Raw genomic sequence first — 24,511 nt, forward strand, 5'->3', positions numbered from 1 at the left:
CTGTTGCCCAGTGAAGTGCGAGAATAAGCGACACCTGGTTCAGCTCAAAATTCTTACGAAAATGTTAGACACTATATTCTCTTTGTACTGGCTGATATTTTAACAAAATGAACACTAGGCTCCTTTCAAACTTTCCAGCAATTGTTCATATAAATCGTCGCTGCTTGCTTTTTTAGGTTTCATCTTTTTAACGGTTGCTCGCTTACCCTGGGCTTTCGCTTTTATAATCTTCAGCAACTCTTTAGAATAGTCATTTTTAAAGCTATCTATATTAAAAGTAGCAGTGTATTGCTTGATTAAGGCCATTCCTACTGACAACTCTTTTGCATTAATAACAGGCACTTCTTTCGGTTTTAGATCCTTGGTATCCCTGATTTCTTCCTGAAAACGGATTTTTGTAATGACAATAATCCCGTCCATGGGATGAATGACACAAAGATTTTCATGGTTACGCAACACAAAACGCGCAACTCCGGCTTTCTTTGACTTTATAAGTGCCTGCAAAAGTAAAGCATAGGCTTTTTTCCCTTGAGTTTCAGGCTGAGTATAATAAGAAGTTTCATAATACACAGGGTTAATATCTATCAGATCAACGAAATTCTCAATTTCTATGACCCCCGTTTTTTCTGGTTTCACTTCTTCAAAATCATGTTCATTCAACACAACATATTGGTCTTTAAGGTAATAACCTTTCACGATATGCTCGAAAGGGACTTCCTTCTGCGTTTTCTCATTTACTCTCTTAAACTTGATATTAGCATGGTCTCTCTCATCCAGCATATCTAAATCCAGCGTACTGCTTTGTACACCTGAGAATAACTTTACCGGGATATTCACCAAACCAAATCCTATAGCACCTTTCCAGATCGCTCTCATGTTATTCGGGTTTATTTAAATAATACTGATCAATTTGTTCTCCAGCCTGATCTGCCAGCTCTTTAGCGATCAAGCCTTCGGCACACCAGACCCTGCCTTGGGCAGTTTGCTCTGGCCATACCTGCCCAACTGAAGTTTGCTGATCAAACAATTCATATTTTGGTTCTTCCCGATCAGGAATCACTAATAACCTTTCCCATTGCCCTTCGATCAGCACTTGAATATCAAAGGGTTCCCATGGTTCTTCTACCTTTCCCATCTTGCTAATTTTCTATTTTAAAAAAATCAATTAAAAACCGGTTCCTACAATTACTCCAATAACAGGTCTTCGCTTTTATTGTTTTTAATCACGGTCAGTAGGTCGATCCCTTTTCCCAATACCGGGCTAAAAATATCTCCGATTTCATTTACTCTGTCTACTACATTGAAAATGGTGAAATCTTTCATCTGTAAACCTTTTTTCAGTTCGTCCCAATGTAAGGGCATTGAAACCGTTGCTCCAGGTTTCGGACGAAGAGAATAAGGAGCTGCAATGGTAGCCTGAGGCCTGTTTTGCAAAAAATCAAGATACATCTTACCCTTCCGATTGGCCACTACACGCTCCAGACTAGTAAATTTTGGCAACTCCTGGTTGACTAGTGTAACAATGATTCTCGCAAACTCTTTACTCTGTTCATAAGTGTATCTATTGGCCATAGGGATGTAAATGTGCAGTCCTGTAGATCCGCTCGTTTTGCAATACGAGGGCACTCCCATTCCGTCCAAAACTGCTCTCGTAACCTGTGCAGCCTCAATGACCTGCTCAAAAGAATTTTTCCCGGGATCAAGGTCTATGATGCACCAAGTGGGATGGTCAGGTTTTTGAATCGTGCTGCTCCAGGGATGCAGCTCAATGCAGCCTAAACTAGCCATATACAATAAAGTTGCCTCATCCTCGCCGACTAAAAAATGCTTGTCTGTATCATTCCCCTCCGCATGGTACAAATAGGTTTTTATCCATTCGGGCACTTTCCCTGTCACATCTTTCTGGTAAAAACTACCTCCGGTAATCCCATCTGGATAACGATTCAAAGATTGCGGGCGATCCAGCAGATAAGGCAATATAAAAGGGGCGATTTGATGATAGTAATTGATCATATCTCGTTTAGTGACCTTCTCCACGGGCCAATATACTTTACTGAGGTTAGTGAATTTTAAAGAATGTCCGTTTATTTTCTTTACCTGAGTTTCTTCTTCAGGATCCAGTAAAATGGTTTTCCCCGCCCCTTTGCGACTTCCTTTACTACCATTTTCACTTTTTTCTTTACTTGTCTTTTTGCCTATATTTTTCTTCGCTGCTTCCATTGTGTTTTCATGAATCACTTTGTCCGTATCTATGATCTCTTCCAGAAATATCTCTTTCGGATCTTTATCGGAGCGCATTCCTTCAAAAGAAGGATGCCTCATCAGCCCAGCAGCTGTCATTTCAGCAAAGCTAACCTCACAGATTAGCTCTGGCTTTAACCAGGTGGCAGTAGCATTTAATGAATCGTAACGGAAAGGACTGGTTTTATTGACATCCGGTTTGGTTGCAAAGGGGCTTTTCTCCACTACTAAGGGCTCGAACTGCGCTAGCATTTCCTGCTGTATTTTTACACTAAAACCAGTTCCAATCTTACCGATATAGTTCAATTTTCCTTTTTTAAATACCCCTACCAGCAGAGAACTAAAGGGCTTGGGAGTATCTTCATTCCTCGTATAACCACCAATTACGACTTCCTGGCGATGGTTCGCTTTAATTTTCAACCAATCTGGCGTACGATTTCCAGTATGATATTTGCTATCCATGCGTTTTGCCATGATGCCTTCCAGTCCGGCGCGCTTTGCCGCCTCCAGGAAATCAATACCCGAGGTTTTAAAATCTTTACTGAGTAAAATAGGTGTAGAAGAAGGAATTATTTCCGCTAGAATTGCTTTCCGATCGATCAGGGGCAATTCCCTTAAATCATACCCATCATACCATAATATATCAAAAACATAATACCTTAAATCCCCATCTGTTTCGCTGCGCCAGTTTTGCAAAGCCCCAAAATTTGCACTGCCTTTTTCATTTAACACGACCACTTCACCATCCAGGACTGCATTTATCCCCCATGATTTTAAGGCCTCATAGATAGGGTAAAACTTCTCGTTATAAGTCTTGTCATTTCGAGATTTAAACTCAACTTTGGAATCCTTCATAAAGGCAATGGCACGATAACCATCCCATTTGATTTCATAAAGCCAACCTGGTTCATCAAAAGCTTCATCTACCAGTGTGGCCAGCATTGGCTGTACCTGATCAAAGAAAGGAGCTTTAACGCCTTCTTTCACTAAGCTTAGCAGTTTTTTCCCCGCAGGCTGGATGCTGTTGGCTTTCTTTTCTGCGGCTTTCCTTATCTTTTCGGGTCTAGGTTTCTGAAGTTTCGTTTTCCCGTAAATCTGATCTGGCTGCTTTTCCATTTGTGCAATGCTTTTCCTGGAAATCACCGATTTATCTTTTAGAAGAATATCCGTCCTACTTGCATATTTATCTTCCAGTTTCATCAGCAGCCAACTGTTCTCCCCCTTCCCATAAGCTTTGATCAAGGCGAAAGCACCTTTCAGCTTTTTTCCGCTGAGTATGAATTTGAGTTTGCCGCTGTGTAATTGATGGAGCAGCTGCTTTTCCTGCGCTTTCAAATCTTCGGCTTCCGGCTCAAAAGGCACATAAGTTCCCTCGTCCCATACGATTACTGTTCCGCCTCCATACTGCCCTTTAGGGATGATGCCTTCGAAATTACGGTAATCATAAGGATGATCCTCCACCATCATCGCGAGTCGCTTGGTATCGGGATCCATTGAAGGACCCTTTGGAACAGCCCAGCTTTTCAGCACGCCAGCCATTTCTAAGCGAAAATCATAATGAAGATGGGAAGCAGCATGTTTCTGGATCACAAAACGCAGGCTTTTTCCAGTTCCTTTTCCTCCTTTAGGTTCGGGAGTATCGGCAAATGAACGTTTCTTTTCGTATTCAGTAAGACTCATCTTTTTGGTTAATTATTAGATTGATCGACCAATTGCTCAGCTAATTTTCGTCCTTCAATGGCCATCCCTATATTGATGAGGAATCGTGGAGCCACATGCTGATGATCGGCAGATTGCCACACCTCTGATTGGGCAATAATGAAAAAACTAGCCCCCTTAGGATACCTAATTCTCATTCCATGCTTTCCCTGATAGTTTTCAGATTTGGCATCCAGGAGCAATAAAACCCCTGTTCCAGGTTCTTTTACTTCAATTTGCATCATGATCGATTTGAGTTAAACAGTTCATGTTCTTTAATCGGATCGAGGTACCTTTCGGTATACCTCCACAATTAGTATGCTGTGTTACCTTAGGAACAAAAACAAGCACCAGAAGGAATAGTTTGTTCAAAAATCAATTTCAACAAACAACTATCATACTGTATCACAAACAGATAAACAGAAAACATTAAAATAAAATTCATCAAACATTTGCGAGCCATATTGGTTTTGGTGGCCACACAATCGGCAAATCCTCACAGCCTGCGAATTGCTCAAAAATGAGCCTTAAAGGAGTGGTCACCTGGTACATTAGACCAGAAAAAAGAAAAGTTAATTCAGTATATTTATAAAGGTATGAGCCACCATAAAAAGGAGTTGTCGATCACGCAGCGTGAAGCACTATTGAACCTATTGAGCAATCGTTTTGAGAAAAACAAAAACCGCCATAAAGGGATAGAATGGGCAAAAGTACAGTCAAAACTGGAAGCCCGACCGGAAAAACTATGGTCGCTTGATGAAATGGAAAACACAGGTGGTGAACCGGATGTAGTCGCTTATGATGCAAAGACAGATGAGTACATCTTTTATGACTGTGCTGCTGAAAGTCCTAAAGGCCGCAGAAGTCTTTGTTTCGATTATGAAGCACTGGAATCAAGGAAAGAACATAAACCGGAAAACAATGTGATAGATATGGCAGCAGCAATGGGCATTGAACTGCTAACAGAACTACAATACCGGGAACTGCAGCAGCTCGGGAATTTCGATTTGAAAACTTCGAGCTGGCTGCAAACACCAGCGAGCATCAGAGCACTTGGTGGTGCCATCTTTGGCGATCGCCGTTACAACACCGTTTTTGTGTACCATAATGGAGCGCAATCTTATTATGCTGCAAGAGCATTCCGTGGTTCGTTAAGGGTCTAAAGAGGGAAAACTCATCATGAATCCTCAGGTAAGTTTCTAATTTAATAAAGCCGGAAATCATTGCACAGCAAGCCATCTTAAAAGCCTATATCCATGAAGCGATTGAAGTAGAAAAGGCCGGACTGAAAGTAGATTTAAAAGAAACTACAAATTAACAGAAATCCCTACCTTGAATACGGCGTTTAAAGCATTGGCTCCTGGAAGGCAGCGGGCCTACCTGCTTCATTTTGCCGCGCCCAAACAAGCTAAAACCCGGGAAGCAAGAATAGAAAAGTGTATGCCGAGAATTAGGAATGATCCAGGATTAACTGAATAAAAATAAGCGTAAAAAAGACCAATTATTTCTCCGAAAATCATTAACATTTACTAGACCAAAAGTCGATCTATACCAAAATCATACTTTAAACTGTTTAAAGTATGATTTTACGTTTTTGTAGTAAAAACCGCCTGCACTTGTTTCTTTGGCACATTTTGTTAAATTTGATTACACCAAAATATAGAATTTATGTATGAACTAACGGTAAGCCCAGGTCAGGTAAAAGAGACTTTAAGCAAACATATTTTAGCAGACGGTTTGGACCTCACCTATGATATGGAAAAAAGCCATGGATCTTATATCTACGATTCAAAATACAATCGGAAATTATTGGATTTCTTTACTTGTTTTGCGTCCGTTCCTTTGGGATATAACCATCCTAAAATGGTCAATGATGAAGTGTTTTTAGAAAATCTGTTACTGGCTGCTTTGGCCAATCCTTCTAACTCTGATGTTTACACCCAGCATTATGCGCAATTTGTAGCTACATTTTCAAAAATTGGTATTCCTTCCTACCTTCCTCATGCTTTTTTTATTGCCGGTGGTGGCTTAGCAGTAGAAAATGCGATAAAAGTAGCGATGGACTGGAAAGTTCAAAAGAACTTTGCCAAAGGGTATAAAGAAGAGAAGGGATTTAAGGTGCTTCATTTTGAGAAAGCCTTTCATGGCCGAACAGGTTATACCCTTAGTTTAACCAATACCCTACCCGACAAAACCAAATGGTTTGCAAAATTCGACTGGCCAAGGGTTGCTGTACCTACTGTTAAATTCCCATTGCAGGATGAAAACCTGGAGCAAGCAATTTCAACAGAGGAAGCCTCCATTGCCCAGATTAAGCGGGCTTTTGCAGAAAATAAAGATGAGATCTGTGCAATCATTGTGGAACCAATTCAATCTGAAGGCGGCGACAATCATTTACGCGAAGAGTTTTTGATTCAATTGAAAACCCTTGCCGATGAAAATGATGCCTTTTTGATTTATGATGAAGTACAAACGGGTGTAGGCCTAACCGGTAAATTCTGGTGTCACCAGCATTTTTCTGAAAAGGCACGTCCGGATATCCTTGTCTTCGGTAAAAAAATGCAAATCTGTGGAATTTTAGTAGGCCATAAAGTAGATCAGATCGCAAACAATGTGTTCCATGTGCCTTCAAGAATCAACTCCACCTGGGGGGGAAATCTGGTAGACATGGTGCGTTCTACACAAATCCTGCAGATCGTTGAAGAAGATCAGCTTTGTAATAATGCTACAGTTGTTGGTCAGTATTTACAAGAAAATCTTGCTCAATTTGCCCAAAAATATGATAAGATGACCAATGTAAGAGGAAAAGGCTTACTTTGTGCTTTTGACTTCCCAAGCAAGGAAATGCGCAATGCTTTCGTCCAAAAAGGAATGGAAAACAATGTGATGTTTTTAGGCTGTGGAAACCAGACCATCCGTTTCAGACCTGCACTATGCATAGAGAAAAAGCATATTGACGAAGGAATGGAGGTCATGAATAAAATTTTACCAACTTTATAATGCGTAATAAAAAGTTTAATATTTTTCTGAGTGGACTGATTTTAGTTTTAGTGGGATGGATGATGAAAGGCACCTTTACCCAGCCTGGAATTGACGATCTGAAAGGAGAGTTTACCGAGGTGGCACATTACCGTAATGAAAACAACACTGGCCCTATTCAATATGTATTTACGGTCACGGTAAAAGACACGCTCTGGTCTGAAATGGAGACTTATGGTAATTTCAAACCCCATCATAAAGGCGGGAATACCAAGGTTTACTTCTTTCTAAAAGGGACCGCGGTACCGAATCAGTTAAGCCCGGGAAAAATAAACTTTGAGCCTTCTTATAATGGTGCTTGTATTGCCCTTTACGAAAAAAGTGCTATGGGCAATACAAGCTTAACCAAATATCCTTTTAAAGCACCTTCCCTTTAGACCGGTCTTTAAACAAGTAGATTTAATGTTGTGTTAGACAAAGGCAGAAAAACCTGTAATGGCCCTGCCTACGATTAAAGTATTGATCTCTTTTGTTCCTTCATAAGAGTAGATGGCTTCCGCATCTGCCACAAAACGCGCCACGTCGTACTCCAGTAAAATCCCATTCCCGCCCATTACTTCTCTTGCCCTGCTCACCACATCTCTGGTTCGCATAGAACAAAATACCTTCGCTAAAGAAGCATGCTCATCGGTCAAAAGATTTTGATCCTGAAGCTGCGATAATCGGAAACAAAGGGTCTGCATGGCTGTCAAATTGGAGAGCATCTCTACCAGATGGTTCTGAATCAATTGAAAGGAAGCAATGGGTTTACCGAACTGTTTTCTTGTCCTAGTATAGTGTAAGGCACTTTCATAAGCCCCTCTGGCGCATCCTACTGCCTGCCAGGCCACTCCTGCCCTGGTCATTTTTAACACCTTAGCGGTATCTTTAAAAGAATTCGCATTTTGGAGACGATCGACCTCTTCTACTTCACAATTGGTTAGCGTAATCAAACCGTTTTGTACAATTCTGAGCGCCATTTTATCCATCATCTTCTCTACTGCAAAGCCTTTGGTTCCTTTTCTAACGAGAAAGCCTTTGACTTCCTGATCGTCCAGATCTCTGGCCCAGATAATCGTCACATCAGAAAAAGGTGCATTGCCAATCCATTTCTTCTGCCCATTTAAGATCCATTTACTCCCCTGGCGTTTCGCCGTAGTAGTTAAACCGCCAGCGACTCCGGATCCTACTTCCGGTTCTGTTAGCCCAAAAGCACCGATAGTTTTCATTTGCTGCATCCCCGGTAGCCATTCTTCACGCTGTGCTTCTGACCCTAATAAATAGATCGAGCCCATCGCCAGTCCACTTTGTACACCAAAAAAGGTAGACATGGAGGTATCTATTCTGGCCAATTCCATCGCCAGAATTCCTTCCATTAAATTTGATTTATTCGGACAGCCATAACCTTTATAAGTCAGGCCACAAATGTTGAGTTCTGCAATTCCGGGAATCAGTTCAAAAGGAAATTCGGCTTTCAGCCAGTATTTATTGACCACAGGTTTCACTTCCCGCTCCAGAAATTCTCTTACTTTAAGCTGCAAAGCACGGTCTTCCGCTTTTAAGGCTTCATCACCAAGTTGGTAAAAGTCTCCGTCGATAGGTGGAAGTTCCCGATGCTTATGTGGTGTCCCGATCATTTTCATCAAGCCCTGCAATTGCGTTTCATCTAGATTGGCTACGGAATCTACGATTTTAGTCAGGTCGACCTTTTTGGAGAGTGCCTCCAGTTTCTGAAAATCTACACTTTTGAAAAGTGTGTAGGCATTTTTAAGGGAAGAGAAGATATTCGCCATATTTTGCTGTTTCTATTAAAAACAGCAAAAAGGCGATTTTGTTAGTTTTTGATAAGACTGCTGCACCAGGTAAAACTGGTACAGCAGTCCTTAAAGAATTAACTTAAATCAAACAGGCTGTTTACCCCCAGCAATTTACGGGAAGTAAAACCTTCTCCATAAGTGGCTCCGATAGATTTACCAAACTCACGCGCACGTCCTATCACACTGTCGAAAAATTCCGGTGAGGAAATATAAGTTTCCTGCTCTTCATGATCCGGATTAAAAAACTGAGTTTTAAATGCTTTGATGGAATCTATTTTGGTTTGAATAAAAGGGGTAATATCTATAATGATGTCCGGTTCAATATACCTGTCCTGAATGTATTGCAGCACCAATCTTGGTCTCCAGGCCTCCTGAGCGACCCCATCGATTTCTGTATGAATCTTTGGTAAACCCGACAGAAAACAGGCATCATTACTCAAATCACCGGCACGGCCATGATCTGGATGCCTATCGTGGAGCGCATTAGTTAACATCATCTCTGGTTGATATTTACGGATCATCCTGATGATGGCCAAACGATGTTCTTCATCATTAGTAAAGAACCCGTCTCTGAAACGGAGGTTCTCACGGGCATGGATGCCTAAAATCTTTGCTGAATCTGCGGCTTCCTCATCTCTGATTTCAGCAGAGCCTCTGGTTCCCAACTCACCTCTGGTAAAATCAACAATGCCTACTCTTTTACCAAGGGCAATGTGTTTTGCTATTGTTCCGGAACAACCTAATTCTGCGTCGTCCGGGTGAACAGCAAGTACTAATACATCTAACTTCATAACGTTTTAAAAAATTATTGGGAAAATTATCCCAGTCGCTGGATCTTCTTTTTTACTTTGTTGGACAATGGTTTGGTAAAGGGGAAGAAATAATCCACTACTTCTCCCTTTTTATTAATCAGGTATTTGTGGAAGTTCCATCTAGGTGTGGAAGTTAAATTTCCGTTGAGTTTTTTATCGCCCAGGAATTTAAACAAGGGATGTGCATGTGCTCCTCTGACCATTGTTTTCTCAAACACAGGAAATTCCACCCCATAATTTAATTCACAGAACTCCTGAATCCCGGCCTCCTCTAAAGGTTCCTGTCTGCCGAAATCATTAGAAGGAAAGGCCAGTACTTCAAAATCCTGGGATTTCAGCTCCTCCCTTAACTCCTGTAACTCCTTCAGCTGAGGTGCAAAACCACAGCCCGAGGCAATATTGACAATCAATAAATTTTTGTTTTTATAATCTGAAAGATTCTTTTCTTTTCCATTGATCAATTTCACCTTAAACTGGTGTATACTTTTTGGCTGATCCGACATATTTTATTGGTAAAATCCAGAAGAAAGAATGATCGCTTCAATGTCCCGCTCTTCCGTTGGATTGTATTTACTTTTTAGGTTATGGCCAACTACTCTGGCCACTGATTGGTATAAAAAGGCGGTTACGCCCCCTTTTGTTTCTTTTACAATTTCATAAGTGGTACGTCCTACTTCCCGGTCGATCAGCTTCGTTAAAATCTGTCCCTGAGAAATGGTCAATTCCTTAATTTCCCTATTAAACATGTCTTTAATCTCTTTATCACACTGTTTAACCAGGCTTTTTTGCGTCTTCTTATCTGTCGCCAGCGCAAGATCCTTTTCCAGCTGTTCATATCTCCGCTTTGCAAAAAGTGCATAGGGCATCACCTTCATCACATTGTAACGCAATCGGTTATAAGCCGCGCGATCTTGAGGAGTTTTAAATAGCCGATAGGCATAAATCTGGACTTCGTTGAGCGGAATCCATGGGATCATCTCTCCATTCTCATTTGTGGAGGCTACACGAATGGTGTCATTTTTTCCCAATGCAGGGTATTTCACGGGCACAGTGCCGGTCTGCCCTTTAGCAGAAGCCGCTGTAATCATGACAATTGACAGAAAAAACAACCTATAAAATTTCATAAATTTATACCTCTTCAATAAAGGCCAATTTAATATATTAATTGATTACTATTCTAAGATAAAATTTTCATAAGGAAAGCTTATCATCCTGAGGTAAATAAATACAAATGAAATGCCAATGAACCTTTTACTAAATGATCGGTTAAGAACGAACAAGGAATAACTTAGAGAAACTTAAAATTGGAGGAATTATTGTGTATCACTATAGGATCTTTACAAAAAGCTTATATTAACAAAAGTATAGGGGCAATAAACTAGTATTTAAGTAAAATTTTAGGTTCATTTGCCCTTTGAACAGCGATCCATAACCAATAACATTACCGAAAAACAATTTATAGATTGATGAAGAACACACTAGTGATTGATTTAGAAGCAGAGAAGCAAGAGATATTGAAGCGTTACCGTGCGCTTTTGCGTGCCTGTAAGCCAACACTTCAAAGAGGGGATAAAAAGGAAATCAGAAAAGCATTTGATATGGCATTGGAAAGCCATAAAAATATGCGTAGAAAATCTGGTGAACCTTATATTTACCACCCTATTGCTGTTGCGCAGATAGCTGCAGAAGAGATCGGACTAGGAACCACTTCGATTGTATGCGCCTTATTACATGATGTGGTAGAAGATACGGACATCACACTCGAAGATATTGAACGTGAATTTGGCAAAAAAACTGCCAAAATCATTGATGGTCTGACCAAAATATCCGGTGTTTTTGATTACAACAGCTCATTACAAGCGGAGAATTTCCGTAAGATGCTGCTCACCCTGGCCGATGATGTCCGGGTAATTCTGATCAAACTGGCGGATCGTTTACACAACATGCGGACGATGGACTTTATGCCCAGACACAAGCAGTTGAAAATCGCTTCCGAAACCATTTACCTTTACGCCCCCCTGGCCCATCGCCTGGGATTATATGCGATTAAATCTGAGCTGGAAGATCTTTCCATGAAATATCTGGAGCCAGACACTTATAAATACATTGCCACACAACTGAATGAGAAAAAGGCCGAAAGGACTTTATTTATCAAAAGGTTTGTGGAGCCGATCAATGAGATCCTGGCAGAACAGGGGCTGACGGCCGATATCTACGGCCGGCCGAAATCGATCCATTCTATATGGAATAAGATGAAAAGTAAAAATATTCCTTTTGAGGAAGTTTATGACCTTTTCGCCATCAGGATCATTCTGGACAGTGCACCTGAAAATGAAAAAGCAGATTGCTGGAAGGCTTATTCAATTGTGACCGATTTGTACCGTCCAAATCCGGATCGCCTGCGCGACTGGGTTTCGTCTCCAAAAGGAAACGGTTATGAGTCTCTGCATACTACCGTAATGGGGCCAAAAGGCCAATGGGTGGAAGTTCAGATCCGTACACAGCGGATGAATGAGATTGCAGAAAAAGGTTTTGCAGCACACTGGAAATATAAAGAATCCAGCAATGATAATGGTCTGGATCAATGGATTATGAAGGTAAGAGAGATGCTGAACAATCCGGAAGCGAATGCATTAGACTTCCTGGACGACTTCAAAATGAACCTCTTCTCGGATGAGATATTCATCTTTACCCCTAAAGGAGCCTTACTTCAATTGCCATTAGGTGCTACTGCCTTAGACTTTGCCTTTGAAATCCATACGGATGTTGGTGCGAAATGTATCGGTGCTAAAGTGAACCATAAACTGGTTCCTTTATCTTACAAATTACAGAACGGGGATCAGGTAGAGATCATCACATCCAGCAAACAGACGCCGAAAGAAGATTGGCTGAACATTGTGGTGACAGCGAAGGCCAAATCGAAAATCAAATCCTCCTTAAAAGAAGAGAAAAGAAAAATTGCGGATCAGGGTAAAGAAACTTTGGAGCGTAAGTTGAAGTCGTTAAAGATTACTTACAATACAGACAATCTGAACAAGCTGACCTATTTCTTCAAACTACCTTCAACACAGGAGCTTTTCATCGCCGTTGCGAAAGGAAAGATCGAGTTGAAAGACCTGAAAGATTACCTGGCGAGCGAAAAAGAGATTGAAAACAGAGGTTCCTCTGAAAAAAGCGACAACCAAAAGATTGAAGCCTTACTGAACAAAGTGAAAGGGCCGGAATCTGATATTCTTTTGATTGGTGAAGACCTGCAAAAGATAGATTATACGCTTGCTGCCTGTTGTAATCCCATCCCAGGTGATGACGTTTTTGGTTTTGTAACCGTGAATGAGGGAATCAAAATCCACCGCACTAATTGTCCGAATGCCGCACAGCTGATGGCCAATTACGGCTACCGCGTGATCAAAGCCAAATGGAATCGTCAGCAGGAACTCACTTTCTTAACCGGATTGCATATTATTGGAATAGATGACGTAGGTTTGATCAATAATATCACCAAGGTGATTTCCGGAGATTTCAAGGTAAACATGCGTTCTATTACCGTCGACACAGATAATGGCATCTTTGATGGCTCAATTATGGTTTATGTAAATGATAAAGAACACTTAGACAACCTGATTAAAAATCTATTGGAAGTAAAAGGCGTGACGGCAGTTACCCGTTTTGATGCCTAAAAAAACGAATAAAACATACAGGTTTATATAAAAATTGGTACCTTTGAAAGGAGTTTAAAAACTATGTCTACAAACCACAACAGCGAGTTAGTAAGAAAAATATTCGAAGCTTACCTCGAAAATAAGAGTCTGAGAAAAACACCGGAACGTTTTGCCATCTTAGAAGAAATATATTCCAGAGATGACCATTTCGATGTAGAGACTCTCTATATCCACATGAAAAACCAAAAATATCGTGTCAGCAGAGCTACTGTATACAACACTTTAGAGCTATTGGTTTCCTGTGATCTGGTTACTAAACATCAGTTTGGCAAAAACATGGCGCAATTTGAGAAATCTTATGGCTACCATCAGCACGACCATATCATTTGTATTGACTGCGGGAAAGTTGTAGAATTCTGCGATCCGCGCATCCATCAGATCCAGAGTATGGTTGGTGAATTGCTGAAGTTTGAAATCAAGCACCACTCACTAAACCTTTATGGCGTTTGTTTCGATTGCACTGCAAAAAATGCAATGAACAATCAGAATAGCGAAGTAAAACATGCAAGTTAACATATCCAATTTATAATATTCAAATTTAAATAATGACGCAAGTAGACGTGCTTCTGGGCCTGCAATGGGGCGATGAAGGCAAGGGTAAAATTGTTGATGTATTAAGTCCTCAATATGATTTGATAGCTCGTTTTCAAGGCGGTCCGAATGCCGGACATACTTTAGAGTTTGATGGCAAAAAGTTTGTTTTAAATACCATTCCATCAGGTATTTTCAACGAAAAAACAATGAATCTTATTGGTAATGGTGTGGTTATTGATCCAATCATTCTAAAAAGAGAGTTAGACAACCTTAAAGCTGCAGGACACGATCCAGTAGCCAAAGGGAAATTGGTAATTGCCCGCAAAGCACATTTGATTTTACCAACGCACCAGTTATTGGATGCTGCAAATGAGCAAAAAATGGGTAAAGACAAAATCGGTTCTACACTAAAAGGTATTGGCCCAACTTATATGGACAAAACCGGTCGTAATGGATTAAGAGTAGGTGATACTACCCTTCCTGATTTCAAGGAACGTTACAACAAATTGGTGGAGAAACATAAAGAGATTCTTTCTCATTATGAATTCGAATACGATCTAACAGAAAAAGAAGCTGCATTCTTTGAAGCGATTGAGTTTATCAAAACCATTCCTCATGTAGACAGTGAGCATTATGTAAATGGTTTCCTTAAAGAAGGAAAGAAAGTATTGGCAGAAGGTGCACAAGGAACATTATTGGACATCGACTTCGGTTCTTATCCATTCGTAACTTCTTCTAACACCACTACTGCTGGTGCTTGCACTGGTTTAGGTATTGCGCCAAACAGAATCGGCAATGTATATGGTATCTTCAAAGCTTACTGTACGCGTGTTGGTGGTGGTCCATTCCCTACAGAATTGGATAATGAAGTTGGTGAAAACTTACGTCAGGTAGGTCACGAATTCGGAGCAACCACTGGCCGTGCCCGTCGTTGCGGATGGATTGACATCCCTGCATTAAAATATGCGATCATGTTAAACGGCGTAACTGAGCTGATCATGATGAAAGCAGATGTATTGGATGGTTTTGATACCATTTATGCATGTACTCATTATGAGCACAATGGTGAAACTATTGATTATATGCCATATGACATCATTTCTGTAAAACCTACGCCTGTTTTAAAAGCAATCGAAGGTTGGAAAACTGATGTAACTAAAGTAAATCAAGTAGCAGATATCCCTGCAAAACTTTCAGCTTATATCGCTTTCTTAGAGAAAGAATTGGAAGTACCAGTAAAATATTTGTCTGTTGGACCAGATAGAGTTCAAACTTTAGAATTGATCTAAAAATTATCTTCTGATATATAGGAAAGGCGGCCAATGGCCGCCTTTTTTTATAGGCGGTTTTCCCTTACCTTTGTAGCGAAATGAGCCATCTGGAATTATCGTTATTTAAAAGTAAAGCGCTGCATTGGGCAAATACTTTTGACATCTGCTGCTGTTTAGACTCCAACAATTATACAGACCCTTACGGGAAATTCGACTTTATCATTGCTGCTGGAGCTACAACAGTACTTTCTAAAGAAACTGGCGGCGCATTTGAAGCCTTACAAGCTTTCTACGAACAGCACAAAACCTGGATGTTCGGCTTATTCAGTTACGACCTGAAAAACGAAGATGAGCAGCTGCAATCCAACCATCCTGATTTTCATCAGTTTCCTGCTTTATTTTTCTTTGTTCCTCAATATCTGATTGCCTGGAAAGACGGTCAGGCACAGGTGATTTTTGGTGATGCCCAGCTTTTAGAAACCATCTCTAGCTTTGAAATTCCAGCAGTAAAAACTTATCCTCCGTTGAATATCCAGGCTTCAATGAATAAAGAAAGCTATCTGGAAAAAATCAAACAACTGCACCAGCACATCAGCAGGGGTGATATTTACGAGATTACTTATTGCCAGGAATTCTTTACTGAAAACGCAGAGATTGATCCATTATATGTATTTGAACAGCTCAATGCCCTTTCCCCTACGCCATTTGCAGGCTATTTTAAGATCTACGATCAATACATCCTTTCGGCCAGTCCGGAAAGATTTCTTTGCAAACGTGCAAACAAATTAATTTCTCAGCCCATTAAAGGTACTGCTAAACGCAGTCGGGAGGCCAATATTGATGAGCGGATCAAACTTGAGTTAAGTGAAAATATAAAAGAACAGGCAGAAAATGTAATGATTGTGGATCTGGTGCGCAATGACCTTACAAAAAGTGCCTTAAAAGGAAGCGTTAAGGTCGAAGAGCTTTTTGGCATCTATACCTTCCCGCAGGTACACCAGATGATCTCTACGATCAGCTGTGAGCTGGCGCCAGAATTACATTTCATAGAGGCGATCAGAAATACTTTCCCAATGGGCTCGATGACCGGTGCACCAAAGATCCGGGCAATGGAACTGATCGAAAAGTATGAACTGAGTAGAAGAGGTGCATATTCCGGTTCTTTCGGCTACCTCAGCCCTGATGCTGAATTCGATTTCAACGTGATCATCCGCAGCATTTTCTATCAGGAAAGCAGCAAACACTTGTCTTTTCAGGTAGGGGGAGCTATTACGTATGCCGCTGACGCGCATGACGAATATGAAGAATGTATGTTAAAAGCATCAGCCATCATTCAAACCTTAACACGCTAAACCTGATTCCATTAAAAAGGCCGTTACCTTTCAGTAACAGCCTGTCTATAATTTTCTTCTTTTCTAATTATCGGATTGGTTTTCCGGTAGTAGAGTTAAAATATTTTTGTGCTTCCGGCAATAGTCTTTGAATCTGTGCGATACGTGTGGCATCAGAAGGGTGTGTACTTAAAAACTCAGATGGTTTTTGCGTACCAGCACTTGCTGCAGCCATTCTTTGCCAGAAAGAAATTGCACTGGAAGGATCATATCCTGCCATCGACATAAAAATCAATCCCAGCTGATCTGCTTCCAGCTCCTGCTTCCTTGAATTTGGCAGCAATACAAAACCTTGCGCCCCCAATCCATAAGCCTGGTTAATCATCGCTTGTGCAGTCTGCGATTTTCCTGCCGTAGCCGCACCCAGTAAACTACCTCCAGCTTGCGCTAAAGTAGCTTGAGAAGCCCTTTCTGAAGAATGCTGTGCGATGGCGTGGGCAATCTCATGCCCCATCACTGTGGCTAATCCTGCATCATCCTTTGCAATAGGTAAAATTCCGCTGTAAACGGCAACTTTACCGCCAGGCATACACCAGGCATTCACTTCTTTACTATCGATCAGGTTAAATTCCCAGTTGAAACCCTGGATTTGACTGGCATAGCCATTCGCGTTCATATACTTTGTAACCGCAGCCTGAATTTTCTGCCCTACTCTTTTCACTCTTGTTGCATCCGCATTGTTGAGCACCTTAGTTTTAGGGTCTCTTAACAAGGAGGTATAACTTTGAGCGGCCACATTCTGCATCTCACTTTCACTCACAATACTCAGCCTGCTGCGTCCCGTTAATGGCACTGTAGAACACGAGGAAACGGAAAGCATCGCCGCAGCAATGACCATTAAATTTAAAGCTTTCATGAATTCGTTGTTTTAGGTTGTTTTCTTTTTAAACAGGTAAACTTTGGATTCTTTGCCCATAAGGAGTCGCTCTAAATTCTTCTGATGTGTCACCAAAATAAGGATACACACACACATTCCATATAATACTTCTGATTTAACAGAAGAATGAAGGATGAATATAATGCTCAATGGGAAGGTAAAACCTGCACATATAGAACTTAGGGAAACATATTTAGTGGTTAAGAGCACAACTACAAAGACCAGAACACAAAGCATTGCTGCCGGGAAGTTAACTGCCAAAATCATTCCAAAAAGTGTGGCCACTCCCTTTCCACCTCTAAAGCCCGCAAATATTGGGAATAAATGCCCCATCACAGCGGTTACTCCGAGTGCAAGTTCGTAATTGATAAATTGGGAGGAGTTCTGCGGACCGGTAACGGATAGCCCTATAAAGTAGGCAAGTTTGGTTGCAGTATAGCCTTTGGCGATATCTATCGTCATCACGGCAAGCCCTGCACGTTTCCCCAATACCCTAAAAGTATTGGTTGCACCGGCATTTCCACTACCATACTCCCTCACGTCGACACCGTAAAATGCTTGTCCGAGCCATACCGCTGTTGGTATAGACCCAAATAAATAGGCTAAAATTACTGCTGATATAGAATAGACCGAAATCATTAACTACAATTATAGTAAAAAAACAGAATCAAATTCTGATGAATTAAGTTGTTTAGCATGCTTTTAAACTCATGTCTAAACTTTTAACAGAGTGGGTTAAAGCGCCCATAGATATAAAATCTACCCCACACGCCGCGTATTCTGCTACATTTTCTTCGGTGATTCCACCAGAGGCTTCTGTTACAAACCTGCCATCGATTACTTTCACCGCTTCTTTTAAATCGGCAAAGCTGAAATTATCCAGCATAATCCGGTCTACACCTCTCTGAGTTAAAACATCATTTAACTCTGAAAGGTTTCTCACTTCTATCTCTATCTGTAAATCTTTATTTTGATCTGCTAAATATTGATTGGCTGCTTTGATCGCATTGGTGATTCCACCAGCATAATCGACGTGGTTATCCTTGATCAGGATCATGTCGTATAAGCCAATGCGGTGATTTACTCCCCCACCGATCACTACTGCCCATTTCTCCAGGTACCTTAATCCAGGTGTGGTTTTACGGGTATCTAGCAGTTTAGTAGGATAAGCAGCCAGCAGGCCAACAATATGATTTGTTTTCGTGGCGATCCCACTCATCCTTTGCATACAGTTTAAAACCAATCGCTCAGCTAGTAAAATAGAGTGTGTACTGCCGGACACCGTCAGTGCAATATCTCCATACTTTACCTGCTCACCATCCGCAATGTTTACGGATACGACTAACTGATCATCAATATAATTGAAAATTGCTACTGCCAGTTCCACGCCTGCAATCACCCCATCTTCTTTAATGAGCAATTTTGCTTTACCTTGTGCATTGGCTGGAATGGTAGAAAGTGAAGTATGATCCCCATCGCCTAAATCTTCGGCAACAGCGTTTTTTATGAATTGATCTATGATTTGCTTATCCAAAACTTAAAATTAAACCCAAAAATAGCATTTTTACTATTATTTATCCGGCTCTATTCTCAATTCCGTAATAAAAAAAGCATTATTAGACTTTTTCATCGTGATTGAAACGCGGAATTTTCCATTCTTAGTCTGAAGGGAAAGGATGCCAAATCTAAAGTTCGGATTGGCATTAATGGTGTGTGTAACCGATGATTTAATTGGTGGATACTTAGTAAAGAAGTTCCTTAAGATCTGTTCTGCCTGTGCTTTAGAGTAGACATCTTCTTCATCAATGATGATGAGCTCCAGGGAAGAAGAAAAATTTACCGCCACATCCTTCGCATTGCCCGCTTTAAAATAACCGGAAAGATTGTCAATAATATCGCTTTGAATAGCAATAGCAGAAGAAAAAGAGGTAAACAGAATCGTAAATAAAAGTAAGGGCTTCATATACTCTATATAGCTAACAGACCAATCTTACATAAACTATGCCATTATTGGGTGCATCCAGGAAAACAAAGATACTACAGTTGAATTACAATTAGGCTCAAAAAAAACACACAATACGCTTATATTTGTTAGATTGACAGACAATCGTACGACAATTACTAAATTAATTCAAGATGAATAATAAAAAATTAGTGCTACTTATTCTTGACGGCTGGGGCTACGGGAAGCAAGACGAATCCGATGCCGCTTACGCAGCTAACACTCCTTTCTTTGACTCTTTATTGAAAAATTATCCAAATTCCAAGCTGGAAGCTTCGGGTGTAGCGGTAGGATTACCGGCCGGACAAATGGGGAATTCGGAAGTTGGACACATGAATTTAGGTGCAGGCAGAGTAGTTTATCAGGAATTAGGCAGGATTAATAAGGCAATAGAAGATAGAACACTGCACCAAAACCCGGTGCTGCTGGATGCTTTCCACTATGCTAAAGAAAATAACAAGGCAGTTCATTTCATCGGATTGGTTTCTGATGGCGGTGTACATGCCCATATCAATCATTTGAAAGCGTTATGCGATGCTGCTGGCGAACAAGGATTGAGCAATGTATTTATCCATGCTTTCTTAGATGGCAGAGATACCGATCCAAATTCTGGATTGACTTTCATCAAAGAACTGGAGCATCACCTGGAAAGTTCTACGGGTAAAATTGCCAGTTTAGTTGGCCGTTATTACGCGATGGATAGAGATTCACGCTGGGAAAGGGTAAAACTGGCTTATGATGTGATGACCAAAGGCATTGGAAAACCGACAACGGATGCCGTAACTGCTATCGAGCAATCTTATAGCGAAGGCATTACAGATGAGTTTACCGCTCCAATTGTAGTGACTCAGCCAGACGGCGAGCCGGTGGCTACCATCCAGCCTGGCGATGTGGTGATCTGTTTCAATTACAGAACAGACAGAGGCAGAGAAATTACTGCATCATTAACTCAAAATGACTATCCTGATTTTGGTATGCATAAATTACCATTGTACTATGTAACGATGACGACTTATGACGAGAACTTCGAAAATGTAAAGGTAGTTTTCACTAAAGATGATCTTTCAGAAACTTTGGGTGAAGTATTAGAGAAAAACCATAAAAACCAGATCCGTATTGCGGAGACTGAAAAATACCCACACGTTACTTTCTTTTTCTCTGGTGGCAGGGAATTAGCGTTTGAAAACGAAAAGAGAATTCTTATTCCATCTCCAAAGGTGGCTACCTACGACTTGCAGCCCGAGATGAGTGCGGCAGGAATTACCGAAGCCATTAACAAAGAGCTGGCCTCAGGATGGCCGGATTTTGTTTGTCTGAATTTTGCCAATCCAGACATGGTAGGTCATACCGGTGTATTTGAAGCAGTAATTAAAGCAGTGGAGACTGCCGACCATTGTGCAGAGCAGGTGGTAAAAACAGGAATCGAAAACGGTTACTCTTTCATCATCCTTGCCGATCACGGAAACTCGGAGTACATGCGCAATGCAGATGGATCTGTGAATACCGCACATACCACGAACCTTGTGCCCTGCATTTTAATTGACAATGATTATAAAACTATCGCTGATGGAAAACTTGGCGACATCGCTCCTACAGTCCTGAAGATTATGGGTATTGAGAAACCAGCGATCATGACCGGTAATTGCCTGGTATAATGAGAAACTATTTATTATTAGGTGCTTTTCTTTTGTTGTGTTTTGGCTGTGGCGACACCGCTGTAACCCAGCAAAAGGAAGCACATTCTTACTTCGACCTTAAAGGATACTTTGCAGGAGAAGCGACAAGATTAAGTCGCCAAAAGCCAAGGATTCATAAAACAGTGCTGGTCAATGACTCCACAGAAAGCAAGGACCTGGTGATTCAGGACTGGCCGAAAGAATTGAGCATATTCTCGGATGCCGACCTCAATAAATCGGCATGGAAAGGTTTGTTTCAGGTTAAAAAAACAGATACGACGGAGTTGTATACCTCCGACAATAAGAAAGTTCCGGTGAAGGAATTAAAAGTCATCAAGAGAAACGGCCAAGTTTACGGCCTTCAGATTTTGATCTGCAATGCCAATACACTGTACACTTCTTCGGACACGCTCAGCTATTTTCCAGATAGCTTATATGACGTAAAAAAGAACCAGCACATCAGGCTACTTGCGGAGAAGAATTACCGGATCACCGGAAAATTTAAATAGGACCTCAGCTATTCGATACCCATCAAAAGAATATTAATGACAGAAAATCCTGCGTTCGGAAAGCATTCCTTACACAGGATTGCCTGTACCTATTACTGTGCAATACTGTGGCATGATAATAGGCCTATTTCAGTTGCAAATATGGGGAGTTTAACGAGCAAAACGCCTGTTAGGAGCAAGAAAGTCTCTTTTATAGACTACAATTAAATGGTTTAAATACAACCTGATGCCCATAGTGTCAGATTTCGGGAAATAAATTCCTCATTTAATGTATTCATATCAGCGATATAAATTCAGTTAACACATTGATTCCTTGAAAAATGACTACAATAGCGTCATACTTGAAGAAATACAGGAGAACATTTCTATATGTTATTCCTGCTGATCATCAGTTTACGCTTTTCAGGATCAGTTCATGGAAACTGAATTTGTTTAGAGACACGATGATGTATTGCCTTCCATTAGGAATGATCGGCATTCTTTTGTTCCTGTTCAATGAGCTCGCTAAAGGAAAAGTGTTTTTTCCCGTATTTATGGTGCTGGTTATCATTTCTCTTATGGGTTTTGTAGTAAATAGAAAAATAAAGCTGGATTACAGGATGGTCATTGTGGTGGCCCTGCTCTATCTGATTGCCGTAATTTACTTGATTTTTGTAGGTTCTGATGGTCCTGGAGCACTATACTTGCTCATCATTACTTTTTTCACGGCAATGATCTTTCCATCGAGAGCCACTTTCATTCCTTTAGTGGTCAATATTGTCATTTGCATACTGATTGGCTTAATTATACAGTTTAAGCTTTTCCCAAATGCATTGTCTGAAACTTATGACCTCACTTTATGGATCGCCTATTCCTGGAATTTCATTTTTGTCAGCTTTATCAGTGTCTTTATGATCAGTACCATTCTGAATGGCTTTGAAAAAACCAGGATTAAAGAAGCCATATTGGTGAAGAAGCTGGATGCATCAGAACGTTATTACCGGAACATCTTTGAAGCGAATCCGGTACCCATGTATATTTTTGAATTGAATACCGGTAATTTCCTGAAAGTGAATGAAGCGGCTATAAAAAAATATGGTTACTCCCAGGAGGAGTTTTTATCAATGAACATCACGAAAATCAGACCGGCTTCAGAGATCAGTAAGCTGATGGACATTTTCAGCACGATAAAAACCCGGAAATATTCAGGAATTCTGACACACATGAATAAAGCAGGGCAATTGTTCCCCGTAGAGATTGATACGACCATCGTAAACATTGATGGAATCGACGCCAGACTAGTTTTAGCAACAGACGTCTCTAAGCGAATGAATTATGTAAGAATGATTGAAAAGCAAAATCAGGATCTAAAAGAAATCGCCTGGATTCAGAGCCATAAAGTAAGGGCACCATTAACGAATATCATGAGCTTAACGGAGATGATGCTCCAAAATCCGCATGGCGACCATATTGATCTATTGTATATGCTGAAGGACTCTACTGAGCAATTGAATGGATCTATTGCTTCAATAGTGCACCAGGCAGACAATAACCAAATGCTTCCACCAGAATGAACAGAATTAACCTCAAAAACACCTAACTAACAGAATGCTAACCAACGAATAAATATAATACAATGAAAAAATTTTATCTGATAGATGACGACACTATTTTCGTTTTTTTAACAAGAAAAACGTTACAGGTTGCCAATCTAAGTACCGACCTGACCGTCTTTGAAGATGGAAAAAAAGCTTTATTAGATTTGGAGTTGAGTGCCAATCAGCCGGAGTTATTGCCAGATGTGATTTTTCTGGATTTAAATATGCCGGTATTGGATGGCTGGGGATTCCTGGAAGAGTATTCACTGCTGGAGCCTAAAATGAGCAAGAAGATTGAGATTTATATTGTTTCTTCCTCGATCTCTCCATCAGAATTGGAACGTTCGCAGCGGATTCCTGTGGTGACCGACTTCCTAACGAAACCACTGAGCCGCTCTAAATTTGTAGAAATTTTTGATGGCGCTGAAGTATAAAAAAAATGCCTGCTATTGCGGTTACAATAGCAGGCATCGGCATTTTTTAATTACAATCCTTATTTAAGACTTGCAATCTGTGCTTTCACATAATCGACTAAGCCGATAATATCCTTACGTAATGGCTGTACCACCAATACTTTCTGAAAATCAGCAATAGAATTATTAAATAAAGAGACCACCGCGGTTTTTTCTGGTCCTTTCTTCACCTTATACGATTTATAGATCGCGTAATCCTTATAAGCCAGGCCTCTATTTTGTAATAACTGGGTATCTTCTTCCCCATTCAGCTCAATCGCCTTGCTAAAATCCTTAATTGCGGAAAGATAAAAATTGTCTCTCATTTGACTCAGCGACTCTTTTGGATCATTTGCGATATTTAATCTGGCTTTTCCTCTATAATAATAGGCAGAATAATCTGAAGGTTTTACCGTAATCAATCGGCTATAAGCCGCAATTGAATTTTCAAAATCTCCACATTGAAAATAAGAATATCCCAGCATCTTCAACACATTCGCATTGTTCGGAGTTTTGGTATCCGCTTTCTCTAATTGTCCAACGGCCGCCTTATAATCCCCTTTCATCATGGCTTGCAGCCCTAATTTATCATAACCGTTGTTTTGAGCGACACCGACCTGAGCAGAAAAGACAAATAATAATAAGATGGTTTGCTTGAAATAGTTCATTAAGTTTTATTTAAAAATATTAAATATATTCAGATTTCATTCCCAACTCCTAATTAAATTCTGATAATTTAAGGTGATCCAGGAATGATAAAGGTATTTGAAGGCAACTATCATACCATTTACAAATACTTCTCTTAAACGCTAAATAAATTAAAATATGATAAGGTGACGAATTATTCTGATTTTTTTTTCAAAAAAGGTCAGACAATTACGCATATTGCTTTCGCTGATCTTCATTTATTCCTGACT

Annotated in this window: 25 protein-coding genes; 12 read left to right on the forward strand and 13 right to left on the reverse strand. The window is 40.4% G+C overall.

Annotated features, from left to right (window positions below; genetic code table 11):
* Nucleotides 1-114: 114 nt before the first annotated feature.
* The 4 genes from H9X96_RS03485 to H9X96_RS03500 are packed head-to-tail and all read right to left on the reverse strand — an operon-like array spanning nucleotide 115 to nucleotide 4,184.
* Nucleotides 115-876 (reverse strand): Ku protein, encoded by a 762-nt coding sequence (locus H9X96_RS03485; protein WP_187664922.1) that lies wholly within the window; start codon nucleotides 874-876, stop codon nucleotides 115-117.
* Between the two features lies 1 nt (nucleotide 877).
* Complete coding sequence (locus H9X96_RS03490; protein WP_187664923.1) at nucleotides 878-1,135, reverse strand: hypothetical protein; 258 nt, start codon at nucleotides 1,133-1,135, stop codon at nucleotides 878-880.
* A gap of 50 nt (nucleotides 1,136-1,185) precedes the next feature.
* The gene (gene ligD / locus H9X96_RS03495; protein WP_187664924.1) at nucleotides 1,186-3,921 is read right to left on the reverse strand and encodes a DNA ligase D; all 2,736 of its coding nucleotides are present in this window, start codon (nucleotides 3,919-3,921) and stop codon (nucleotides 1,186-1,188) included.
* Between the two features lie 8 nt (nucleotides 3,922-3,929).
* On the reverse strand, nucleotides 3,930-4,184 hold the full coding sequence (locus tag H9X96_RS03500; RefSeq protein WP_187664925.1) for a hypothetical protein: 255 nt from the start codon (nucleotides 4,182-4,184) through the stop codon (nucleotides 3,930-3,932).
* A 351-nt stretch (nucleotides 4,185-4,535) separates the two neighbouring features.
* Between H9X96_RS03500 and H9X96_RS03505 the strand changes: the two genes are divergently transcribed.
* The 4 genes from H9X96_RS03505 (at nucleotide 4,536) to H9X96_RS03520 (ending at nucleotide 7,355) form a co-directional block, all read left to right on the forward strand.
* Entirely contained in the window at nucleotides 4,536-5,102 is a 567-nt protein-coding gene (locus tag H9X96_RS03505) for a DUF4256 domain-containing protein (RefSeq protein ID WP_187664926.1), read from the forward strand.
* A 190-nt stretch (nucleotides 5,103-5,292) separates the two neighbouring features.
* On the forward strand, nucleotides 5,293-5,418 hold the full coding sequence (locus H9X96_RS22815; RefSeq protein ID WP_255430982.1) for a YdeI/OmpD-associated family protein: 126 nt from the start codon (nucleotides 5,293-5,295) through the stop codon (nucleotides 5,416-5,418).
* A gap of 189 nt (nucleotides 5,419-5,607) precedes the next feature.
* Nucleotides 5,608-6,939 carry an L-lysine 6-transaminase gene (gene lat, locus H9X96_RS03515; protein WP_187664927.1) on the forward strand — a complete coding sequence of 444 codons (1,332 nt, stop codon included), beginning with the start codon at nucleotides 5,608-5,610 and terminating at the stop codon, nucleotides 6,937-6,939.
* Nucleotides 6,939-7,355, forward strand: a complete 417-nt coding sequence (locus tag H9X96_RS03520; protein WP_187664928.1) for a hypothetical protein — start codon at nucleotides 6,939-6,941, stop codon at nucleotides 7,353-7,355. The genes lat and H9X96_RS03520 overlap by 1 nt, the downstream gene beginning before the upstream one ends.
* Before the next feature lie 33 nt (nucleotides 7,356-7,388).
* Here H9X96_RS03520 and H9X96_RS03525 read toward each other — a convergent pair whose 3' ends face one another.
* The 4 genes from H9X96_RS03525 to H9X96_RS03540 all read right to left on the reverse strand — a co-directional run bounded on the left by H9X96_RS03525 (nucleotide 7,389) and on the right by H9X96_RS03540 (nucleotide 10,710).
* Entirely contained in the window at nucleotides 7,389-8,750 is a 1,362-nt protein-coding gene (locus tag H9X96_RS03525) for an acyl-CoA dehydrogenase family protein (RefSeq protein WP_187664929.1), read from the reverse strand.
* A gap of 98 nt (nucleotides 8,751-8,848) precedes the next feature.
* Complete coding sequence (bshB1, locus tag H9X96_RS03530; protein WP_187664930.1) at nucleotides 8,849-9,565, reverse strand: bacillithiol biosynthesis deacetylase BshB1; 717 nt, start codon at nucleotides 9,563-9,565, stop codon at nucleotides 8,849-8,851.
* Between the two features lie 26 nt (nucleotides 9,566-9,591).
* Nucleotides 9,592-10,089 carry a glutathione peroxidase gene (locus H9X96_RS03535; RefSeq protein WP_187664931.1) on the reverse strand — a complete coding sequence of 166 codons (498 nt, stop codon included), beginning with the start codon at nucleotides 10,087-10,089 and terminating at the stop codon, nucleotides 9,592-9,594.
* A gap of 3 nt (nucleotides 10,090-10,092) precedes the next feature.
* The gene (locus H9X96_RS03540; RefSeq protein ID WP_187664932.1) at nucleotides 10,093-10,710 is read right to left on the reverse strand and encodes a DUF4294 domain-containing protein; all 618 of its coding nucleotides are present in this window, start codon (nucleotides 10,708-10,710) and stop codon (nucleotides 10,093-10,095) included.
* Between the two features lie 342 nt (nucleotides 10,711-11,052).
* Here H9X96_RS03540 and H9X96_RS03545 point away from each other — a divergent pair, with 342 nt between their 5' ends.
* The 4 genes from H9X96_RS03545 (at nucleotide 11,053) to H9X96_RS03560 (ending at nucleotide 16,462) form a co-directional block, all read left to right on the forward strand.
* Nucleotides 11,053-13,263 carry a bifunctional (p)ppGpp synthetase/guanosine-3',5'-bis(diphosphate) 3'-pyrophosphohydrolase gene (locus H9X96_RS03545; protein ID WP_062550109.1) on the forward strand — a complete coding sequence of 737 codons (2,211 nt, stop codon included), beginning with the start codon at nucleotides 11,053-11,055 and terminating at the stop codon, nucleotides 13,261-13,263.
* A gap of 63 nt (nucleotides 13,264-13,326) precedes the next feature.
* Nucleotides 13,327-13,818 (forward strand): Fur family transcriptional regulator, encoded by a 492-nt coding sequence (locus tag H9X96_RS03550; RefSeq protein ID WP_187664933.1) that lies wholly within the window; start codon nucleotides 13,327-13,329, stop codon nucleotides 13,816-13,818.
* Between the two features lie 32 nt (nucleotides 13,819-13,850).
* Nucleotides 13,851-15,128 (forward strand): adenylosuccinate synthase, encoded by a 1,278-nt coding sequence (locus H9X96_RS03555; RefSeq protein WP_187664934.1) that lies wholly within the window; start codon nucleotides 13,851-13,853, stop codon nucleotides 15,126-15,128.
* An 80-nt stretch (nucleotides 15,129-15,208) separates the two neighbouring features.
* Nucleotides 15,209-16,462 carry an anthranilate synthase component I family protein gene (locus H9X96_RS03560; protein ID WP_187664935.1) on the forward strand — a complete coding sequence of 418 codons (1,254 nt, stop codon included), beginning with the start codon at nucleotides 15,209-15,211 and terminating at the stop codon, nucleotides 16,460-16,462.
* Between the two features lie 67 nt (nucleotides 16,463-16,529).
* Here H9X96_RS03560 and H9X96_RS03565 read toward each other — a convergent pair whose 3' ends face one another.
* The 4 genes from H9X96_RS03565 to H9X96_RS03580 are packed head-to-tail and all read right to left on the reverse strand — an operon-like array spanning nucleotide 16,530 to nucleotide 19,341.
* The gene (locus H9X96_RS03565) at nucleotides 16,530-17,357 is read right to left on the reverse strand and encodes a M48 family metallopeptidase (RefSeq protein WP_187664936.1); all 828 of its coding nucleotides are present in this window, start codon (nucleotides 17,355-17,357) and stop codon (nucleotides 16,530-16,532) included.
* A 12-nt stretch (nucleotides 17,358-17,369) separates the two neighbouring features.
* Complete coding sequence (gene plsY / locus H9X96_RS03570) at nucleotides 17,370-18,017, reverse strand: glycerol-3-phosphate 1-O-acyltransferase PlsY (RefSeq protein WP_062550114.1); 648 nt, start codon at nucleotides 18,015-18,017, stop codon at nucleotides 17,370-17,372.
* Nucleotides 18,018-18,069: 52 nt separating this feature from the next.
* The gene (gene nadC, locus H9X96_RS03575; RefSeq protein ID WP_187664937.1) at nucleotides 18,070-18,912 is read right to left on the reverse strand and encodes a carboxylating nicotinate-nucleotide diphosphorylase; all 843 of its coding nucleotides are present in this window, start codon (nucleotides 18,910-18,912) and stop codon (nucleotides 18,070-18,072) included.
* 36 nt (nucleotides 18,913-18,948) lie between these two features.
* Nucleotides 18,949-19,341: a DUF4783 domain-containing protein gene (locus H9X96_RS03580; protein WP_187664938.1), complete on the reverse strand. Its 393-nt coding sequence runs from the start codon at nucleotides 19,339-19,341 to the stop codon at nucleotides 18,949-18,951.
* A gap of 173 nt (nucleotides 19,342-19,514) precedes the next feature.
* On the opposite strand from H9X96_RS03580, the gene gpmI reads away from it, so the two are divergent.
* From gpmI to H9X96_RS03600, 4 genes are all read left to right on the forward strand, one after another.
* A complete protein-coding gene (gene gpmI / locus H9X96_RS03585) occupies nucleotides 19,515-21,035 on the forward strand; it encodes a 2,3-bisphosphoglycerate-independent phosphoglycerate mutase (protein ID WP_187664939.1) in 1,521 nt (506 codons plus the stop codon).
* Nucleotides 21,035-21,565 (forward strand): hypothetical protein, encoded by a 531-nt coding sequence (locus tag H9X96_RS03590; RefSeq protein ID WP_187664940.1) that lies wholly within the window; start codon nucleotides 21,035-21,037, stop codon nucleotides 21,563-21,565. Before gpmI ends, H9X96_RS03590 begins: the two co-directional genes overlap by 1 nt.
* A gap of 320 nt (nucleotides 21,566-21,885) precedes the next feature.
* A complete protein-coding gene (locus tag H9X96_RS03595) occupies nucleotides 21,886-23,118 on the forward strand; it encodes a PAS domain S-box protein (protein ID WP_187664941.1) in 1,233 nt (410 codons plus the stop codon).
* A 62-nt stretch (nucleotides 23,119-23,180) separates the two neighbouring features.
* Nucleotides 23,181-23,576, forward strand: a complete 396-nt coding sequence (locus H9X96_RS03600) for a response regulator (RefSeq protein WP_062550120.1) — start codon at nucleotides 23,181-23,183, stop codon at nucleotides 23,574-23,576.
* 59 nt (nucleotides 23,577-23,635) lie between these two features.
* Here H9X96_RS03600 and H9X96_RS03605 read toward each other — a convergent pair whose 3' ends face one another.
* Nucleotides 23,636-24,262: a tetratricopeptide repeat protein gene (locus H9X96_RS03605; RefSeq protein ID WP_187664942.1), complete on the reverse strand. Its 627-nt coding sequence runs from the start codon at nucleotides 24,260-24,262 to the stop codon at nucleotides 23,636-23,638.
* Nucleotides 24,263-24,511: the final 249 nt, after the last annotated feature.

It is taken from the genome of Pedobacter sp. N36a (assembly GCF_014472395.1).
In the GTDB taxonomy this organism is placed as follows: domain Bacteria; phylum Bacteroidota; class Bacteroidia; order Sphingobacteriales; family Sphingobacteriaceae; genus Pedobacter.

What these genes read in the sequence shown, in the direction of transcription:
- H9X96_RS03590 (WP_187664940.1), top strand. Translation starts at nt 21,035, where the DNA reads ATGAGAAACTATTTATTATTAGGTGCTTTTCTTTTGTTGTGTTTTGGC.
- H9X96_RS03550 (WP_187664933.1), top strand. Translation starts at nt 13,327, where the DNA reads ATGTCTACAAACCACAACAGCGAGTTAGTAAGAAAAATATTCGAAGCT.
- H9X96_RS03505 (WP_187664926.1), top strand. Translation starts at nt 4,536, where the DNA reads ATGAGCCACCATAAAAAGGAGTTGTCGATCACGCAGCGTGAAGCACTA.
- H9X96_RS03490 (WP_187664923.1), bottom strand. Translation starts at nt 1,135, where the DNA reads ATGGGAAAGGTAGAAGAACCATGGGAACCCTTTGATATTCAAGTGCTG.
- lat (WP_187664927.1), top strand. Translation starts at nt 5,608, where the DNA reads ATGTATGAACTAACGGTAAGCCCAGGTCAGGTAAAAGAGACTTTAAGC.
- H9X96_RS03500 (WP_187664925.1), bottom strand. Translation starts at nt 4,184, where the DNA reads ATGATGCAAATTGAAGTAAAAGAACCTGGAACAGGGGTTTTATTGCTC.
- H9X96_RS03520 (WP_187664928.1), top strand. Translation starts at nt 6,939, where the DNA reads ATGCGTAATAAAAAGTTTAATATTTTTCTGAGTGGACTGATTTTAGTT.
- H9X96_RS03535 (WP_187664931.1), bottom strand. Translation starts at nt 10,089, where the DNA reads ATGTCGGATCAGCCAAAAAGTATACACCAGTTTAAGGTGAAATTGATC.
- H9X96_RS03540 (WP_187664932.1), bottom strand. Translation starts at nt 10,710, where the DNA reads ATGAAATTTTATAGGTTGTTTTTTCTGTCAATTGTCATGATTACAGCG.
- H9X96_RS03600 (WP_062550120.1), top strand. Translation starts at nt 23,181, where the DNA reads ATGAAAAAATTTTATCTGATAGATGACGACACTATTTTCGTTTTTTTA.
- H9X96_RS03560 (WP_187664935.1), top strand. Translation starts at nt 15,209, where the DNA reads ATGAGCCATCTGGAATTATCGTTATTTAAAAGTAAAGCGCTGCATTGG.
- H9X96_RS03595 (WP_187664941.1), top strand. Translation starts at nt 21,886, where the DNA reads ATGACTACAATAGCGTCATACTTGAAGAAATACAGGAGAACATTTCTA.
- H9X96_RS03545 (WP_062550109.1), top strand. Translation starts at nt 11,053, where the DNA reads ATGAAGAACACACTAGTGATTGATTTAGAAGCAGAGAAGCAAGAGATA.
- H9X96_RS03605 (WP_187664942.1), bottom strand. Translation starts at nt 24,262, where the DNA reads ATGAACTATTTCAAGCAAACCATCTTATTATTATTTGTCTTTTCTGCT.
- plsY (WP_062550114.1), bottom strand. Translation starts at nt 18,017, where the DNA reads ATGATTTCGGTCTATTCTATATCAGCAGTAATTTTAGCCTATTTATTT.
- H9X96_RS03565 (WP_187664936.1), bottom strand. Translation starts at nt 17,357, where the DNA reads ATGAAAGCTTTAAATTTAATGGTCATTGCTGCGGCGATGCTTTCCGTT.
- H9X96_RS03555 (WP_187664934.1), top strand. Translation starts at nt 13,851, where the DNA reads ATGACGCAAGTAGACGTGCTTCTGGGCCTGCAATGGGGCGATGAAGGC.
- H9X96_RS03525 (WP_187664929.1), bottom strand. Translation starts at nt 8,750, where the DNA reads ATGGCGAATATCTTCTCTTCCCTTAAAAATGCCTACACACTTTTCAAA.
- ligD (WP_187664924.1), bottom strand. Translation starts at nt 3,921, where the DNA reads ATGAGTCTTACTGAATACGAAAAGAAACGTTCATTTGCCGATACTCCC.
- gpmI (WP_187664939.1), top strand. Translation starts at nt 19,515, where the DNA reads ATGAATAATAAAAAATTAGTGCTACTTATTCTTGACGGCTGGGGCTAC.
- H9X96_RS03485 (WP_187664922.1), bottom strand. Translation starts at nt 876, where the DNA reads ATGAGAGCGATCTGGAAAGGTGCTATAGGATTTGGTTTGGTGAATATC.
- bshB1 (WP_187664930.1), bottom strand. Translation starts at nt 9,565, where the DNA reads ATGAAGTTAGATGTATTAGTACTTGCTGTTCACCCGGACGACGCAGAA.
- H9X96_RS03580 (WP_187664938.1), bottom strand. Translation starts at nt 19,341, where the DNA reads ATGAAGCCCTTACTTTTATTTACGATTCTGTTTACCTCTTTTTCTTCT.